This window comes from Rhizobium album (assembly GCF_003122325.1).
In the GTDB taxonomy this organism is placed as follows: domain Bacteria; phylum Pseudomonadota; class Alphaproteobacteria; order Rhizobiales; family Rhizobiaceae; genus Metarhizobium; species Metarhizobium album.
On the sequence record NZ_QFBC01000006.1, the window covers coordinates 94,558 to 109,079 of the forward strand.

The following is a 14,522-nucleotide window of genomic DNA, read 5'->3' on the forward strand; positions in this document are numbered from 1 at the left end:
TTCAAGGAGAGGATTTCATGAGCGCTTACGACACCAACAACATCTTCGCCAAAATCCTGCGCGGAGAAATTCCGTCGACGCGGGTCTACGAGGACGCCGATACGGTCGCCTTCATGGACGTCATGCCGCAGGCGCCGGGCCATGTGCTGGTCATTCCGAAAGCGGGCTCCCGCAACATCCTCGATGCCGATCCGGCGGTTCTCGCCAAGACCATCCCGGTGGTGCAGAAAATTGCCGTGGCGGTAAAGGAGGCCTTCGAGGCCGATGGTGTCTATGTCGCGCAGTTCAACGAGCCGGCGGCCGGCCAGACGGTTTTCCATTTGCATTTCCATGTCATTCCCCGGCACGAAAGCAGCCCGCTGAAGCCGCATTCCGGCAAAATGGAAGACCCGGCCGTGCTGGCCGCCAATGCCGAGAAGATCCGCCAGGCCTTGTGATCGCAACACGACCGAGAGAGGTGATCGGCCGTCACAGGCCGATCGCGTAAAGCCCTGCTGCAAGAAGAACCAGCGAAACCCCAACGCCGACGGCCACCCTCTGCCCCGAGACGAGAAACGCCGCAAAGCCGAGGCCGGCAGCGCCGAGCCGCATCCACAGCGGCGATGCCTCCAGCGCGCCGGTAGGGAAGACGACGAGCTTGGCGGTCACCGCCATGACCAGCGCCGTCGCCACCGAGCGCACCCAATAAAACGCCTCGGAATCCTCCCGCAGCCGGTTTCCGGCCAGCACGCCGAGCCAGCGCCAGAAATCGGTCGCAAGCCAGCCGGCAACCGCGATGAAGACATAGGGCCACAGGTCCTGCATCACGCTTCGCCCTCCCCGGCCGCGGCCAGACGCTTGCGCCTGACGACATAGCGGTCGAACAGATAGGCCAGCGTGCCGCCGCCGATTCCGACATAGAGGATATCGAATTCAGGCTCGATCAGCGCAAACAACGGCCCGCCGACGATACCGACGACAAAGGCGATGCGCACCACCGAATGCCGCGCCGTCGCCCAGATCGAGGCGATGAAATAGACCGGCGTCAGGAAAAACAGGACGCCTGCCATCAGCGGCGGAAAGGCGGAAACGGCGCCGTAGGACAGGAAGACGATCAGCGTGTTGACCAACGCCAGCGTCATGCCGAAACCGGCGAAATAGGCGACACGCGCCGGGCGCGGCACCTGATGGATATTCTGGCTGGTAAAGACCCAGGCGGTGATGGCGATGAAATGCGATAACAGCAGCAGCAGCCAGACCGGCGTGCCCTTGCTGCGCATTTCCGGGACGATCGAGGCAACCATCGGCATCATCCGTACCGAAGACAGCGTCACCGCCAGAAAACAGGCGGCCAGGCTGGCGCCGCCGGTCATCATGCCGATCAGGATCATCTTTGCCGGCAAGGCCCAGACAATGAAGGTCATGAACACCGCCTCGCTGCGCGGAATGCCCGATTCCAGCGCAAAAGCGCTGAACCCGACGAAAGAAGTCATGAGGATGAGCGACGGAAGGGAAAAAAGCCCGCGCATGCCGGCCAAAAACCAGTAGAGGCGCGTCTTCGATTTATCTGAAACCATTGGGCGGAACCGACAAAACAATTCCAGCATGAGTGCGCAACGGTTTTGCTGGAATTGCATAAGAATGAAATGTTTTGGAAACAAAAAAAACCGGGCGCGTTTTCGGCCCGGCATCGCGGCTGCCAGAACGGCAGCTTATTTCTTCTTCGGCACCTTCGGAACCGTGCTGCCTTTGCGGCGGCCTTCCTCTTTGGGCTCACGCTCCAGTTCGGCAACCGCATCCGACGTCACGTCGGCCGACTTGGCAATTGCCGTAGCGGCAGGTCCGCCGCCCTTTGCCCGGGCCTTGGAAACCTTGGCCTTCGGCGCCTCGGCCTCGTCGCCATCGGTCTCGAGCACCTCAGCTTCCGGCTTCGGCTTGACCGGCGCGCTGTCGGGAATGGAGTCGAGCACCAGGCCCGTCTTGCCATCCTCCAGCGGTCCGATCGTCACCTTGACGACGCCGCCCTTGCGCAGCTTGCCGAAGAGAATCTCGTTGGCAAGCGGCTTCTTGATGTGCTCCTGGATGACGCGGGACAGCGGCCGCGCGCCCATCTTCTCGTCATATCCCCGTTCGGCGAGCCAGGAAATCGCATCTTCGTGCACGTCGAAGGTGACGTTGCGTTCGGAGAGCTGCGATTCCAGCTGCATGATGAACTTCTGCACGACCTGGTGGATAACCTTGGTCGGCAGCGGCGCAAACGCGATGGTGGCATCGAGACGGTTGCGGAATTCCGGCGTGAACAGCCTGTTCAGCGCCTCGGTATCCTCACCCGTCCGCTTCGACGAACCGAAGCCGATGGCGGCCTTGGCCATTTCGGATGCGCCGGCATTGGTCGTCATGATCAGGATGACGTTACGGAAGTCGATCTTCTTGCCGTTGTGGTCGGTCAGCGAACCATGGTCCATGACCTGCAGCAGGATGTTGAAGATATCCGGATGCGCCTTCTCGATCTCGTCAAGCAGCACGACGCTGTGCGGATGCTGGTCGACGCCGTCGGTCAACAGGCCGCCCTGGTCGAAGCCGACATAGCCGGGAGGTGCGCCGAGCAGCCGCGAGACCGTGTGGCGTTCCATATATTCCGACATGTCGAAGCGCAGCAGTTCCACACCCAGCGACGAGGCAAGCTGCTTGGCGACTTCCGTCTTGCCGACGCCGGTGGGGCCGGAGAAGACGTAGCAGCCTATCGGCTTGTTCGGCTCGCGCAGGCCGGCACGGGCGAGCTTGATCGAGGTCGCCAGCGCCTCGATGGCGGCATCCTGGCCGTAGACCACCGAGCGCAAATCCTTCTCCAGGTTGGCGAGAACCATCTCGTCATCCTTGGACACGGTTTTGGGCGGAATGCGCGCCATCGTCGCGATGGTCGCCTCGATTTCCTTTTCGGTGATCAGCTTGCGGCGCTTGGAGACCGGCAGCAGCATCTGCGCGGCGCCGGTCTCGTCGATCACGTCGATCGCCTTGTCCGGCAGCTTGCGGTCAGAGATGTAGCGGGCCGAGAGCTCGACGGCGGACTTGATCGCCTCGTTCGAGTACCGCAGCTTGTGGTATTCCTCGAAATAGGGTTTCAGGCCCTTCATGATCTCGATGGCATCCTCGACCGTCGGCTCGTTGACGTCGATCTTCTGGAAGCGGCGGACGAGAGCCCGGTCCTTTTCGAAGAACTGCCGGTATTCCTTGTAGGTGGTCGAGCCGATGCAACGGATCGCACCGGAGGAAAGCGCCGGCTTCAGCAGGTTCGAGGCATCCATGGCGCCGCCCGACGTCGCACCCGCACCGATGACGGTGTGGATTTCGTCGATGAACAGCACGGCGCCGGGATATTCCTCCAGCTCCTTGACCACCTGCTTCAGGCGCTCTTCGAAATCACCGCGATAGCGGGTGCCGGCGAGCAGCGTGCCCATGTCGAGCGAGAAGATCGTCGCGTCCTGCAACGCCTCCGGCACCTTCTTCTCGACGATGCGCTTGGCGAGGCCCTCGGCGATGGCCGTCTTGCCGACGCCGGGATCGCCGACATAGAGCGGATTGTTCTTCGAGCGGCGGCACAGCACCTGGATGGTGCGGTTGACCTCGGCGTGACGGCCGATCAGCGGATCGATCTTGCCGTTCTTGGCCTTCTCGTTGAGGTTGACGCAGTAGGCCTTCAAGGCGTCCTGCTGTTTCTTGGAGCCGCCGTCCTCCTGCTCGCCGCGGGTCTGCTTGCTTTCGGCCTCGCCTTCCTCGACTCCGCGCGGCGCGCGCGCCTGGCTGGCGCCGGGACGCTTGCCGATTCCATGGGAAATGAAATTGACGGCGTCGTAGCGCGTCATCTCCTGCTCCTGCAGGAAATAGGCGGCATGGCTTTCCCGTTCGGCGAAGATGGCGACCAGCACGTTGGCGCCGGTCACTTCCTCGCGTCCGGAAGACTGGACATGGATCACCGCACGCTGGATGACGCGCTGGAACCCGGAGGTCGGTTTGGAATCTTCGTCGTAACCGGTCACCAGGTTCGACAATTCGTTGTCGACGTAGTCGGTGACGGTCTTGCGAAGCATATCGAGATTGACATTGCACGCACCCATGACCGCGGCGGCATCGCCGTCGTCGATCAGCGCCAGGAGCAGGTGCTCGAGCGTCGCATATTCGTGATGCCGCTCGTTGGCATAAGTCAGTGCCTGGTGCAGCGCCTTCTCAAGATTCGGCGAAAATGTTGGCACGATCAGATCCTCACTTCTTTTCCATAACACATTGCAGCGGATGCTGATGCTGTCGGGCAAAGTCCATAACCTGACTCACCTTCGTTTCAGCCACTTCGTAGGTAAACACACCACATTCGCCCACGCCGTGATTATGAACATGAAGCATGATGCGGGTCGCGGCTTCCAGGTCCTTCTGAAAAAAACGCTCAAGGATATGAATGACAAATTCCATGGGCGTGTAATCGTCGTTCAGAAGCAATACACGATACAAATTCGGTTTCTTGGTTTTCGGTTTGGTACGCGTAATAACGGAGGTGCCGCGATTGGCGTTATCCCCGTCCTTGTCTGAATCCTGTTGCATCCGGATCGGCTTAGCGATCATCTTTCTTCATTCCCAAAACGTGGCGGCTCATGCTTCAGGGGCATCGCAAGCCAAACATCCGTGACCATAATTTAGGTCTTTGTTTGGGGATTTTAAGCCCCCTGTCCAACACTGCAACGGGAATTCGCCTTTACCGCTGCAGTAATCTTCACATTTCTGACATGCCAAACGGGTGCCGGGCTTTCGTCACGAAAAAGGCCGGCCGCCCCGCGGGGGGCGACCGGCCTCTATCCGTTCAAGAATTCCTGGCGGGTGCTCAGGCAGCCGGCGTCAGGGCCGTCGAAGCGCGCGAAAGCGGTGCCTCGTAGGGCTTGTAGGCGGCCTTGGCCAGATCGACGTACATTTCGTTGAGCTTGGTCGCCTCGGCAACGAACCCTTCGTAGGCAGCCTTGACGAAATTGGTCTGCAACTCGAAAGCGGTTTCGACGCTCTTCACGCCGGCAAGGGCCTCGACGTGAGCGACGGTATCCTGGAAGGACTTCTTGGTGTATTCGGCGGATTCAGCGGCAATAGCCTGAAAACCCTTGGCAACTTCCGAATAGCCCTTCAACATGGTGTCTGCGGCTTCCTTGCTCTTCTTGCTGGCTTCATCAAAGTTGAACATAGCCCGTCCCTTTTGGTTGGTTGATCCTCAAGATATACGTGCAATGCACAAGATAAGTCAAGGAATTTGTGCGCCGCATGAAAATCATAGATTGCATTAACGTCACGATTGACGTCTGCGGCCTCTCCATCGCCCGAAAGGAGGATTTCCTCCTTTATTTTAAAAAAAACAGCCCTCTTTTTTACCAATTGAACAAACTAACATCAAAAATCGTCTGCCCATGTGCATTCGCTCAGAGAATTTGTCATTTGGCAAAAATGGATCGTCGGCCGCAACCGGTGTTTCCACCCTCGGGAAAGATAACGATATACAACCATAAATAAATGTTTTCCGCCTGTTCCACCGACTGCATTTCGCACATGCAGCAACACGGGAAGCAAGGCATCGCCATGGTTTTCAAGGTTTTACGGAGAGCTTTTGAGGGGCTTTCGCATACTTGCCCGGGGCAAGCGAACAACGACGGGCAGAGGCCTCGCCGATGGCGGTCCAGTCCTGAACATGTGGCCGGACAAGACGGCAAAGCCGGCGAGGCAAGGCCCGCCGGCTTGGATATCGTTACTCAAAGATCGTCTTCGAGAATAGCCATCGAGAAGCTGTAGGAGAGATCGCCGTCCTCGTCGTCGCGGAAGATCACGCCGAGAAACTCGTCGCCGATATAGACTTCGGCAGAATCGTTCTTGCGCGGCCGCGCCTTGACGACGATGGCGGGATTGAGCGTGCGCTTGAAATACGCGTCGAGTTTCTTGATTTCGTCCGGCTTCACAATTGTCTCCGTCAGCAGTTATCGGGTTGCGCCGCTTGTTGCATGGGAAAAGACGCAGTGTAAAGGCCCGGCAACAATGCTCAATCGATCATAAACGGGATTATGGCCACGCCCGTTCCCTGGCACGATGGGAGCATTTCCGCTTTTCCCCCAAACGCGAAACGCTTCCATTGTCTTGATTTTACGCAATTGCGGGCGCCAAAACGCAAAGCTACCCGAAAGCCGTCGCCGAGCGGAGGCCGGCGACGGGATAGGATCAGTCGATCGCGTTGATCAGCTGGTCCATGGCGCGGGACGGCTCGGAACAGCCCGCCTCGCCGACGACGCGCGCCGGCACGCCGGCCACCGTGGTCTTCGGCGGCACCGCTTTCAGAACCACCGAACCGGCCGCGACACGCGAGCAATGGCCGATCTCGATGTTGCCGAGGATCTTGGCACCGGCACCGATCAGCACGCCGTTGGCGATTTTCGGATGGCGGTCGCTGCCTTCCTTGCCGGTGCCGCCGAGCGTGACGCCGTGCAGGATCGACACGTTGTCGCCGATCACCGCCGTCTCGCCGACCACAAGACCCGTCGCATGATCGAGGAAGATGCCCTTGCCGATCCGCGCGGCCGGGTTGATGTCCGTCTGGAAGACGCTGGAGGCACGGCTCTGCAGATAGAGCGCGAAATCGCGCCGTCCGTGGTTGAGGAGCCAATGTGCCAGCCGATGCGTCTGGATGGCATGGAAACCCTTGAAATAAAGCACCGGCTCGAGGAAGCGCAGGCATGCGGGGTCACGGTCGTACACCGCCTGGATATCGACGCGCAGGATATTGCCCCATTCCGGCCAGTCGGCCAGCATCTCTTCGAAAGCCTGGCGAAGAAGGCTCGCCTGGACCTCCGAATTGCCGAGGCGTTCGCAGATCCGGTAGATGACGCAATCTTCGAGCGAGCGATGGTTCAATACGGTCGAGTAAAAGAACGCCGCGAGGATGGGATCCTGTTCGGCGGCGCTGCGCGCTTCCTGGCGCATGCTGTCCCAGATGGGATCCATCGTCTTGACATGTTCGCTCAGGCGAACTTCAGTTTTCGCGACCATATTCGGTCTCCTCATTACCCGTCGGTCGCCATTATATACGACAAATGGCAAACAAAACCAGATGGGGGTCCACGGAAGAAATCCACTGCCTCAGGCGGCAGCGATTTCAGCATAAAAATCCAGCGCCGCCTTCTTGAACACCCGGTCGCCCACCGCCAGCATGTGATCGCGATTGGGGATATCCAGCGCCCGCGCATCGCGCATCAGCGCCGCCAGCGCCTGAGGCGAGCCGGCGATATCATCCTTGGTGCCGACGGCGATCAGAGCCGGGACGTCGACGCGGCCGATCTCCTCGGCGCTGATCGGATCACGCGAGGTGCGGATGCAGGCGGCCAGCGCCAGCCGGTCGCTTTTGGTCTGGTCGGCAAAGGCGCGGAACATCTTTCCACGCTCATGGGTAACGTCCTCTATGGAGGAGGCCAGCAACGCGTCGGCGATCGGGTCCCAGTCACCGACGCCGTCGATCAAACCGATGCCCAGACCGCCGAAGATGAGCGAACGCACGCGGTGCGGATGCCCCAGCGCCAGGAAAGCGGAAATGCGCGCACCCATCGAATATCCCATGACATGGGCGTCCGGCAGGCCGAGATGATCGAGCAAGGCGGCGGCATCCGACGCCATCAGCGGCACGTGATAAGCTTCCGGGTCATGCGGCTTGTCGCTTTTTCCATGACCGCGGTTGTCGATGGCGATCACCCGATATCCGGCATCGCCCAGCGTCTTGAGCCAGCCCGGATAAACCCAGTTGACGCTGGCGCTGGAGGCGAAACCATGGATCAGCAGCACCGGTTCGCCGGCGGCATCGCCCTCGTCGAAATAGGCCAGCCGCAGCCCGTCATGCATGAAGTAGGAAAAATCGGGGGGATCGAGATTCATCGACAGGTCCTTTTTTTTGCAGCGACCATAAGAGATCGGCACGCCGCGGTGAACCCTGCCTGGCCGAAACTTCTGTGTTTTCCGCGACACTTCGCATCTACACATTTGAAACGAAGGCATATAATGTCCGCCGCAAACAGACGCATTGGAGAATGACATGGCAGCCGGACACGCAATCCCGCATTTTCAGAACGACGGCGGACATCGGATGATCGAGATCGGCGTCAAGGAATTCATGTGCACCGGCGCTTCCATTCCCTACGATCACCCGCATATCTTCATCGACATGGGCGACGAGACCGAAAAGGTCTGTTCCTATTGCTCGACGCTTTTTCGCTACAATCCGTCGCTGAAGGCATCCGAGACCAACCCGCCGGGCTGCATCTTCCACGTCAAGGCCGCGTGACGGCCGGCAATCATGCCCGTCGGTAACGTCGCAATCGTCGGGGCCGGCATCGCCGGCTTGACGGCGGCCCTGTCTTTTGCCCGCAAAGGCATTTCCTCGACCGTCATCGAGCAGGCGCCGGAACTGACGGAAGTCGGCGCCGGCCTGCAGGTGTCGCCGAATGCCTCGCGAATCCTCGCGGAGCTTGGCGTTCTCGCCTCCCTCGAAGCGATCTGGATGGAACCGGACATCATCGAGTTGCGATCCGGCACCAGTCTGCGCCGGCTTGCGGCCGTTCCCAGCGGCCGGAGCGCCCGGCAGCGCTGGGGCGCGCCTTATGGCCTTCTGCACCGGTCGAGCCTGCAACAGGCCCTGCTCTCTGCGGCGCAGGACCAGCCGCTCTGCCGCCTCGTGCTCGGGAAACGGCTGGATGTTGCCGACAGGCGAGCGATTGCGGACATCGCCGGCACGGAGCCGGATCTTGTCGTCGGCGCCGACGGCGTGCGCTCCGTCATCCGCAGCCTCGTGCCCGGCGCGCCGCAGGCACGGTTTTCCGGCAACGTCGCATGGCGCATCACCGTACCGGACGCGCAGACACCGGATTTCATCGGCCGGAAAAACGTCACCGCCTTCCTCGGCTCCTCCTCGCACCTCGTCTGTTATCCCCTGAGGGAGGCAGGCTGCATCAACCTCGTCGCCATCGTTTCCAAAGCCGATCCGGAGGCCGATGGCCGCGGCAGGACATTGAAGCATGCCTTCAGCCGCTGGCATCCGGCCATCCAACGCCTGCTTTCCGACGTCACGGCACCGACATTCTGGCCACTCTACGAAGCCGGGCCCGGCAATTGGCAGGATGGGGCGAAAACCGTGCTGATCGGCGATGCCGCCCATGCAATGATGCCGTTTGCGGCCCAGGGCGCGGCGATGGCGATCGAGGATGCCTTCGAACTGGCCGGACGGGTTGCCCGCATACCACTGGGCGCAGCACTGGCGGATTTCGAAACCCGTCGCCGCCAGCGCGCCGAGCAGGTGCGCAGGCGCGGCGCCTTCAACAAGTTCGCCTACCATGCACGCGGTCCGGTGCGGCTTGCACGCGACCTCGTGCTCGGCCTGCGTCCGCCGCAAGCGCTTGCGGCGGATCTGGACTGGCTCTACGGCTACCGCGCCGAAGACTGATCAGACGGCTGCGGCGGCCGCAAAACCGGCATCGAGATCCTTCTTGAGATCGGCGACGTCTTCGAGGCCGATCTGCAGCCGCAGGACCGGCCCTTCGGCCGGCGCCTTGCAGATGCGGCGATCGCCGAGGCCGACATGCACGGCAAGGCTTTCATACCCGCCCCAGGAATAACCAAGGCCGAAGTAGCGAAGGGCGTCGAGGAAGGCATGCGCCTTCGGCTTGAACTTTTCGGGGCTATCCGCCGCCAGCACGAAGGAGAAGATGCCGCTGGACCCCTTGAAATCGCGCTTCCAGAGATCGTGCCCCGGGAAACTCGGCAAGGCCGGATGCAGCACGCGGGCGACATCCTCCCTGCCCTCCAGCCACGATGCCACGGCAAGCGCGCTTTCCTGGTGCCGGGCAAGACGGACGCCCATCGTCCGCAAGCCGCGCATGACCTGGTAGGAATCGTCGGGCGATCCGCAGATGCCGAGCGTGCCGTGCGTTTCCAGCAGTTGCGGCCAGGTCGCGGCATTGGCCGAAACGGTTCCGAGCAGAACGTCGGAATGCCCCGCCGGATATTTCGTCGCTGCATGGATCGAGACATCGACGCCGAAATCCAGCGGCTTGAAATAGACCGGGGTCGCCCAGGTGTTGTCCATCGTCACGACCGCGCCGTGCCGGTGCGCCACCGCCGAGATCGCCGCAATATCCTGCATCTCGAAGGTGTTGGAGCCGGGTGCTTCGGTATGCACCAGCCTGGTGTTCGGCTTGATCAGCGTCTCGATGCCCGCGCCGATCGCCGGATCGTAATAATCGACGGAAATACCTAAGCGTTTCAGCATGGTATCGCAGAAATGCCGGGTCGGAAAATAGACCGAATCGACGATCAGCGCATGGTCGCCGGCAGACAGGAAGGCCAGGAACGGCACGGTGACGGCAGTCAGTCCGGATGGAACGAGAACCGTTCCCGCCGAGCCTTCCAGCTCGTTGATCGCATCGCAGAGTGCGTCGGTGGTCGGCGTGCCGCGGGTGCCGTAGGTATATTTCTGGTCCCTCGTTTCCATCGTCCGGGCATTGGGGAACAGCACGGTGGAGGCGTGGACGACCGGAGGATTGACGAAACCGTGAAAATCGTGCGGCGACGGACCGAGATGGGCAAGCCGCGTGTTCACGCCGGCTTCGTCTTTGGAATTGTCGTGTGATGTCATGGATGGATCTGCTTATGATACGGACGGAAACCGCCAGTCTTCGCCAAGCCGGAGACAATGGTCAACCCCTCAATCTCCATCGTTTCATCCGCAGCGCTTCGGGTGTTGCGCCTGCCGCAACGGCAGAATTTTATGCAGCCGGCTGCCCGGATCGGGCGGTTCTGCCTGTTTTTCCGGCCCTTATCGGTAAAAATGAGCTTTCAAAATTGAATTTCGAACGCGACACTTGACCCTAGGCCTATTTGCGACTGTGATAGCAACACTCGCACCGGGAGGTCAGCGAGAAATGTGAGGCATCGAAAGCCGGCTTGTCCGCGCATGCGTTCACGATGACAAAAACAACAGAAAAAAGGTTGGGAAAAATGAATTACAAGCTTCTGTCGGCGGCAATTGGCGCAGCGGTGGTGGCTCTAAGCGCTTCGGGCGCGTCCGCAGCCAAACTCGACGACGTCAAGGCGAAGGGATTCGTTCAGTGCGGCGTCAACGGCGCCGGTCTTCTCGGTTTTGCGTCGCAGGATAGCAGCGGCAACTGGTCGGGCCTCGACATCGACTACTGCAAGGCCGTGGCGGCCGCCGTTTTCGGTGATGTGACCAAGGTAAAATACACGCCGCTTTCCGCCAAGGACCGCTTTCCGGCGCTGCAGTCCGGTGAAATCGACCTTCTGGCGCGCAACACCACCTGGACGATCAGCCGCGATACGCAACTCGGCTTCAACTTCCGCACCGTCAACTATTACGACGGCCAGGGCTTCATGGCCCGCAAGGAACTCGGCGTGAAATCGGCGCTCGAGCTGTCCGGCGCTTCGGTCTGCGTCCAAAGCGGTACGACCACGGAGCTCAACCTTGCCGACTACTTCAAAGCCAACAAGATGGAATACAAGTTGACCGTCTTCGAAAAGCAGGAAGAAGTCGACCAGGCCTATGACGCCGGCAAGTGCGACGTCTACACCACCGACCAGTCCGGCCTCTATGCCATCCGCCTGACGCTGTCGAAGCCGGACGATCACATGATCCTGCCGGAAATCATCTCGAAGGAGCCGCTCGGGCCGGCCGTTCGCCAGGGCGACGACCAGTGGTTCGACATCGTCAGCTGGGCGCACTATGCCATGGTTTCAGCTGAAGAATTCGGCATCACCCAGGCAAACGTCGATGAGATGAAGACCTCGGAAAACCCGGATATCAAGCGCTTCCTCGGCACGGAAGAAGGCTCGACGATCGGCAAGGACCTCGGCCTCGACAACAACTGGGCCTACAACATCGTCAAGCAGGTGGGCAACTACGGCGAATCCTTCGAGCGCAATGTCGGTACCGGCAGCCCGCTGAAGATCGAGCGTGGCCTCAATGCGCTTTGGACCAAGGACGGCCTGCAGTATTCGCCGCCGATCCGCTAATTCCTCGACTTTCGGGGAGGCGGTTCGCCGCCTCCCCTCGGCTGACAATAAAAAAACGCCCGCAAAACAAGGGCGAAAACAGCACCAGGGGAAAACATGGCAATGATGCAGGACAAGCTCGCGCATTCGCGGGCGCCGGCGGCTTCACCTCTCTACGACCCGAAAGTGCGTGGTGTCTTTTACCAGGTACTGACGATCATCGGGCTCGTGGCCTTTTTCTACGTCATCTACTCGAACACCGTCGACAATCTCAGGCGCGCCAACATCTCGTCGGGCTTCGGCTTCCTTCAGGGACGCGCCGGCTTCGACCTCGGGCAGTCTCTGATCGAATATTCCAGCGACCACAGCTATTTGCGGGCGCTGGAAGTCGGCTTCATCAACACGCTGCTGGTTGCGTTCGTCGGCATCGTGCTCGCCACCGTCATCGGGCTGATCATCGGCATCGGGCGCCTTTCCAGCAACTGGCTGATCGCCAAGCTGTGCACCGTCTATGTCGAGATTTTCCGCAACATCCCGCCGCTGCTGGTGATCTTTTTCTGGTATGTCGGCGTCATCAACGTCCTGCCGCAGGTTCGCGCCTCGATCGAATTGCCTTTGGACGTGTTCCTCAACAATCGCGGCGTCTTCTTTCCCAAGCCGATCTTCGGCGAAGGTTTTCTGTTCGTCGTCTTGGCGTTCGTGGTGGCGGTCGTGCTGTCCGTCATGCACATGCGCTGGGTGTCTGCACGGCAGATGGCGACCGGCAAGCGTTTTCCGGTTTTGCCGGTGGTTCTGGCCCTGGTGATCATCCTGCCGCTCATCGCCTTCGTGCTGGAAGGACGACCGCTCAGCTTCGACGTGCCGACCGCCGGCAAATTCAACCTGACCGGCGGAGGCACCATCGGCCCGGAATTCATGTCGCTGCTTTTGGCGCTGTCCTTCTACACCGCCTCCTTCATCGCCGAAATCGTCCGCGCCGGCATCAGGGGTGTCGCCCACGGCCAGAGCGAGGCCGCACATGCCCTCGGCGTGCGCCCTGGCCTGACGACGCGGCTGATCGTCCTGCCGCAAGCGCTTCGAATCATCATTCCGCCGCTGACCAGCCAGTATCTCAATCTCATCAAGAACTCGTCGCTGGCCGTCGCCATCGGTTATGCGGACCTCGTCGCCGTCGGCGGCACGATCCTCAACCAGACTGGCCATTCGATCGAGATCGTCGCCATCTGGATGGTCGTCTACGTCACGATCAGCCTGCTGACCTCGCTGTTCATGAACTGGTTCAACGCCAAGATGGCACTTGTGGAGCGCTGAGCCGATGGCAGACACATTCAACACTCCTTCCCTCTTCGTCCGGGGAAAAATGCTCGGCCCCGAACGGGCGCCGCTGCAGACCACCGGCGTCGTCGGCTGGCTCCGCCGCAATCTCTTCGGTTCGGTAACGGACGCGATCCTGACGGCTTTCGGGATCATCATCCTGGCGCTGCTGGTTCCGCCGATCGTCGAATGGCTGTTCGTCAACGCCGTCTGGCTGGGCAACGACCGCTCCGTCTGCGCCACGCTGGGACAGGGCGGCATCCAGCCCGACGAATGGAGCGGCGCCTGCTGGGCCTATGTCGGCGCCTATTTCAAGCAGTTCATGTTCGGCACCTACCCGATCGACCTGCGCTGGCGACCGACGCTGGTGGGCATCCTTTTCGTCGCCCTGCTGACACCGCTGCTGATCCCCAGGGTCCCCCACAAGGGATGGAACGCGCTGGCGCTGTTCGCGGTCTTTCCGATCGTCGCAGCCGTGCTTCTGCTCGGCGGCGTCTTCGGGCTGGAGCATGTCGAGACCGCCAGCTGGGGCGGCCTGATGGTGACGCTGATCATCTCCTTCGTCGGCATCGGCGTTTCGCTGCCGCTCGGTATCCTGCTGGCGCTTGGCCGCCGTTCGCAGATGCCGGTGATCAAGATGCTCTGTATCGCCTTCATCGAGCTGATCCGCGGCGTGCCGCTGATCACGGTGCTGTTCATGGCAAGCGTCATGCTGCCGCTGTTCCTGCCAGCCGGCTGGACGGTGGACAAGCTTCTGCGCGCGCTGGTCGGCGTGTCGATCTTCGCCTCCGCCTACATGGCGGAAGTCATCCGCGGCGGCCTGCAGGCCGTTCCCAAAGGGCAATATGAAGGCGCCGATTCGCTCGGCCTCAGCTATTGGCAGAAGATGCGGCTGGTGGTGATGCCACAGGCGATCAAGCTGGTCATCCCGGGCATTGTCAACACCTTCATCGGCATGTTCAAGGATACGTCCCTTGTGTCGATCATCAGCATGTACGATCTTCTCGGCAACGTCCGCAAAAGCTTCTCGGATCCCACCTGGGCCTCGCCCGTGACGCCGATGACCGGACTTGTTTTTGCGGGATTCGTTTTCTGGCTTTTCTGCTTCGGAATGTCCCGCTATTCAAGTTTCGTGGAACGACGTCTCGATACCGGTCACAAACGATAAA

Annotated in this window: 16 protein-coding genes; 7 read left to right on the forward strand and 9 right to left on the reverse strand. The window is 60.7% G+C overall.

The genetic code is table 11. The features are described from left to right. Nucleotides 1-17: 17 nt before the first annotated feature. Nucleotides 18-437 carry an HIT family protein gene (locus DEM27_RS14975; RefSeq protein ID WP_109459064.1) on the forward strand — a complete coding sequence of 140 codons (420 nt, stop codon included), beginning with the start codon at nt 18-20 and terminating at the stop codon, nt 435-437. A gap of 31 nt (nt 438-468) precedes the next feature. Here the strand turns inward: DEM27_RS14975 and DEM27_RS14980 are convergent, their stop codons facing one another. The 8 genes from DEM27_RS14980 to DEM27_RS15015 all read right to left on the reverse strand — a co-directional run bounded on the left by DEM27_RS14980 (nt 469) and on the right by DEM27_RS15015 (nt 7,917). Continuing rightward, nucleotides 469-804 (reverse strand): AzlD domain-containing protein, encoded by a 336-nt coding sequence (locus DEM27_RS14980; protein ID WP_109459065.1) that lies wholly within the window; start codon nt 802-804, stop codon nt 469-471. Then, entirely contained in the window at nt 804-1,556 is a 753-nt protein-coding gene (locus DEM27_RS14985; protein ID WP_109459066.1) for an AzlC family ABC transporter permease, read from the reverse strand. Before DEM27_RS14985 ends, DEM27_RS14980 begins: the two co-directional genes overlap by 1 nt. Nucleotides 1,557-1,691: 135 nt before the next feature. Further along, entirely contained in the window at nt 1,692-4,229 is a 2,538-nt protein-coding gene (gene clpA / locus DEM27_RS14990; RefSeq protein ID WP_109459067.1) for an ATP-dependent Clp protease ATP-binding subunit ClpA, read from the reverse strand. 10 nt (nt 4,230-4,239) lie between these two features. Next, a complete protein-coding gene (gene clpS, locus DEM27_RS14995; protein ID WP_109459068.1) occupies nt 4,240-4,593 on the reverse strand; it encodes an ATP-dependent Clp protease adapter ClpS in 354 nt (117 codons plus the stop codon). 256 nt (nt 4,594-4,849) lie between these two features. After that, complete coding sequence (locus DEM27_RS15000; protein ID WP_109459069.1) at nt 4,850-5,197, reverse strand: phasin family protein; 348 nt, start codon at nt 5,195-5,197, stop codon at nt 4,850-4,852. A 559-nt stretch (nt 5,198-5,756) separates the two neighbouring features. Next, on the reverse strand, nt 5,757-5,960 hold the full coding sequence (locus DEM27_RS15005; protein WP_109459070.1) for a DUF3126 family protein: 204 nt from the start codon (nt 5,958-5,960) through the stop codon (nt 5,757-5,759). 256 nt (nt 5,961-6,216) lie between these two features. Next, complete coding sequence (gene cysE / locus DEM27_RS15010; protein WP_109459071.1) at nt 6,217-7,041, reverse strand: serine O-acetyltransferase; 825 nt, start codon at nt 7,039-7,041, stop codon at nt 6,217-6,219. A 90-nt stretch (nt 7,042-7,131) separates the two neighbouring features. Then, nucleotides 7,132-7,917, reverse strand: a complete 786-nt coding sequence (locus DEM27_RS15015) for an alpha/beta fold hydrolase (RefSeq protein WP_109459072.1) — start codon at nt 7,915-7,917, stop codon at nt 7,132-7,134. Nucleotides 7,918-8,074: 157 nt separating this feature from the next. On the opposite strand from DEM27_RS15015, the gene DEM27_RS15020 reads away from it, so the two are divergent. Beyond that, nucleotides 8,075-8,323 (forward strand): zinc-finger domain-containing protein, encoded by a 249-nt coding sequence (locus DEM27_RS15020; RefSeq protein ID WP_109459073.1) that lies wholly within the window; start codon nt 8,075-8,077, stop codon nt 8,321-8,323. Between the two features lie 12 nt (nt 8,324-8,335). After that, nucleotides 8,336-9,478: an FAD-dependent monooxygenase gene (locus tag DEM27_RS15025; RefSeq protein ID WP_109459074.1), complete on the forward strand. Its 1,143-nt coding sequence runs from the start codon at nt 8,336-8,338 to the stop codon at nt 9,476-9,478. Here the strand turns inward: DEM27_RS15025 and DEM27_RS15030 are convergent, their stop codons facing one another. Continuing rightward, the gene (locus DEM27_RS15030; RefSeq protein WP_109459075.1) at nt 9,479-10,669 is read right to left on the reverse strand and encodes a cystathionine beta-lyase; all 1,191 of its coding nucleotides are present in this window, start codon (nt 10,667-10,669) and stop codon (nt 9,479-9,481) included. Between DEM27_RS15030 and DEM27_RS33595 the strand changes: the two genes are divergently transcribed. The 4 genes from DEM27_RS33595 (at nt 10,663) to DEM27_RS15045 (ending at nt 14,521) form a co-directional block, all read left to right on the forward strand. Then, nucleotides 10,663-10,899, forward strand: a complete 237-nt coding sequence (locus DEM27_RS33595; RefSeq protein ID WP_128755510.1) for a hypothetical protein — start codon at nt 10,663-10,665, stop codon at nt 10,897-10,899. The two genes, DEM27_RS15030 and DEM27_RS33595, sit on opposite strands and share 7 nt — an antisense overlap. A gap of 132 nt (nt 10,900-11,031) precedes the next feature. After that, nucleotides 11,032-12,060 carry an amino acid ABC transporter substrate-binding protein gene (locus tag DEM27_RS15035; RefSeq protein WP_109459076.1) on the forward strand — a complete coding sequence of 343 codons (1,029 nt, stop codon included), beginning with the start codon at nt 11,032-11,034 and terminating at the stop codon, nt 12,058-12,060. 96 nt (nt 12,061-12,156) lie between these two features. Beyond that, nucleotides 12,157-13,350, forward strand: a complete 1,194-nt coding sequence (locus DEM27_RS15040) for an amino acid ABC transporter permease (RefSeq protein ID WP_109459077.1) — start codon at nt 12,157-12,159, stop codon at nt 13,348-13,350. 4 nt (nt 13,351-13,354) lie between these two features. Beyond that, nucleotides 13,355-14,521 (forward strand): amino acid ABC transporter permease, encoded by a 1,167-nt coding sequence (locus DEM27_RS15045; RefSeq protein ID WP_420028827.1) that lies wholly within the window; start codon nt 13,355-13,357, stop codon nt 14,519-14,521. The last annotated feature ends 1 nt before the right edge of the window (nt 14,522 follow it).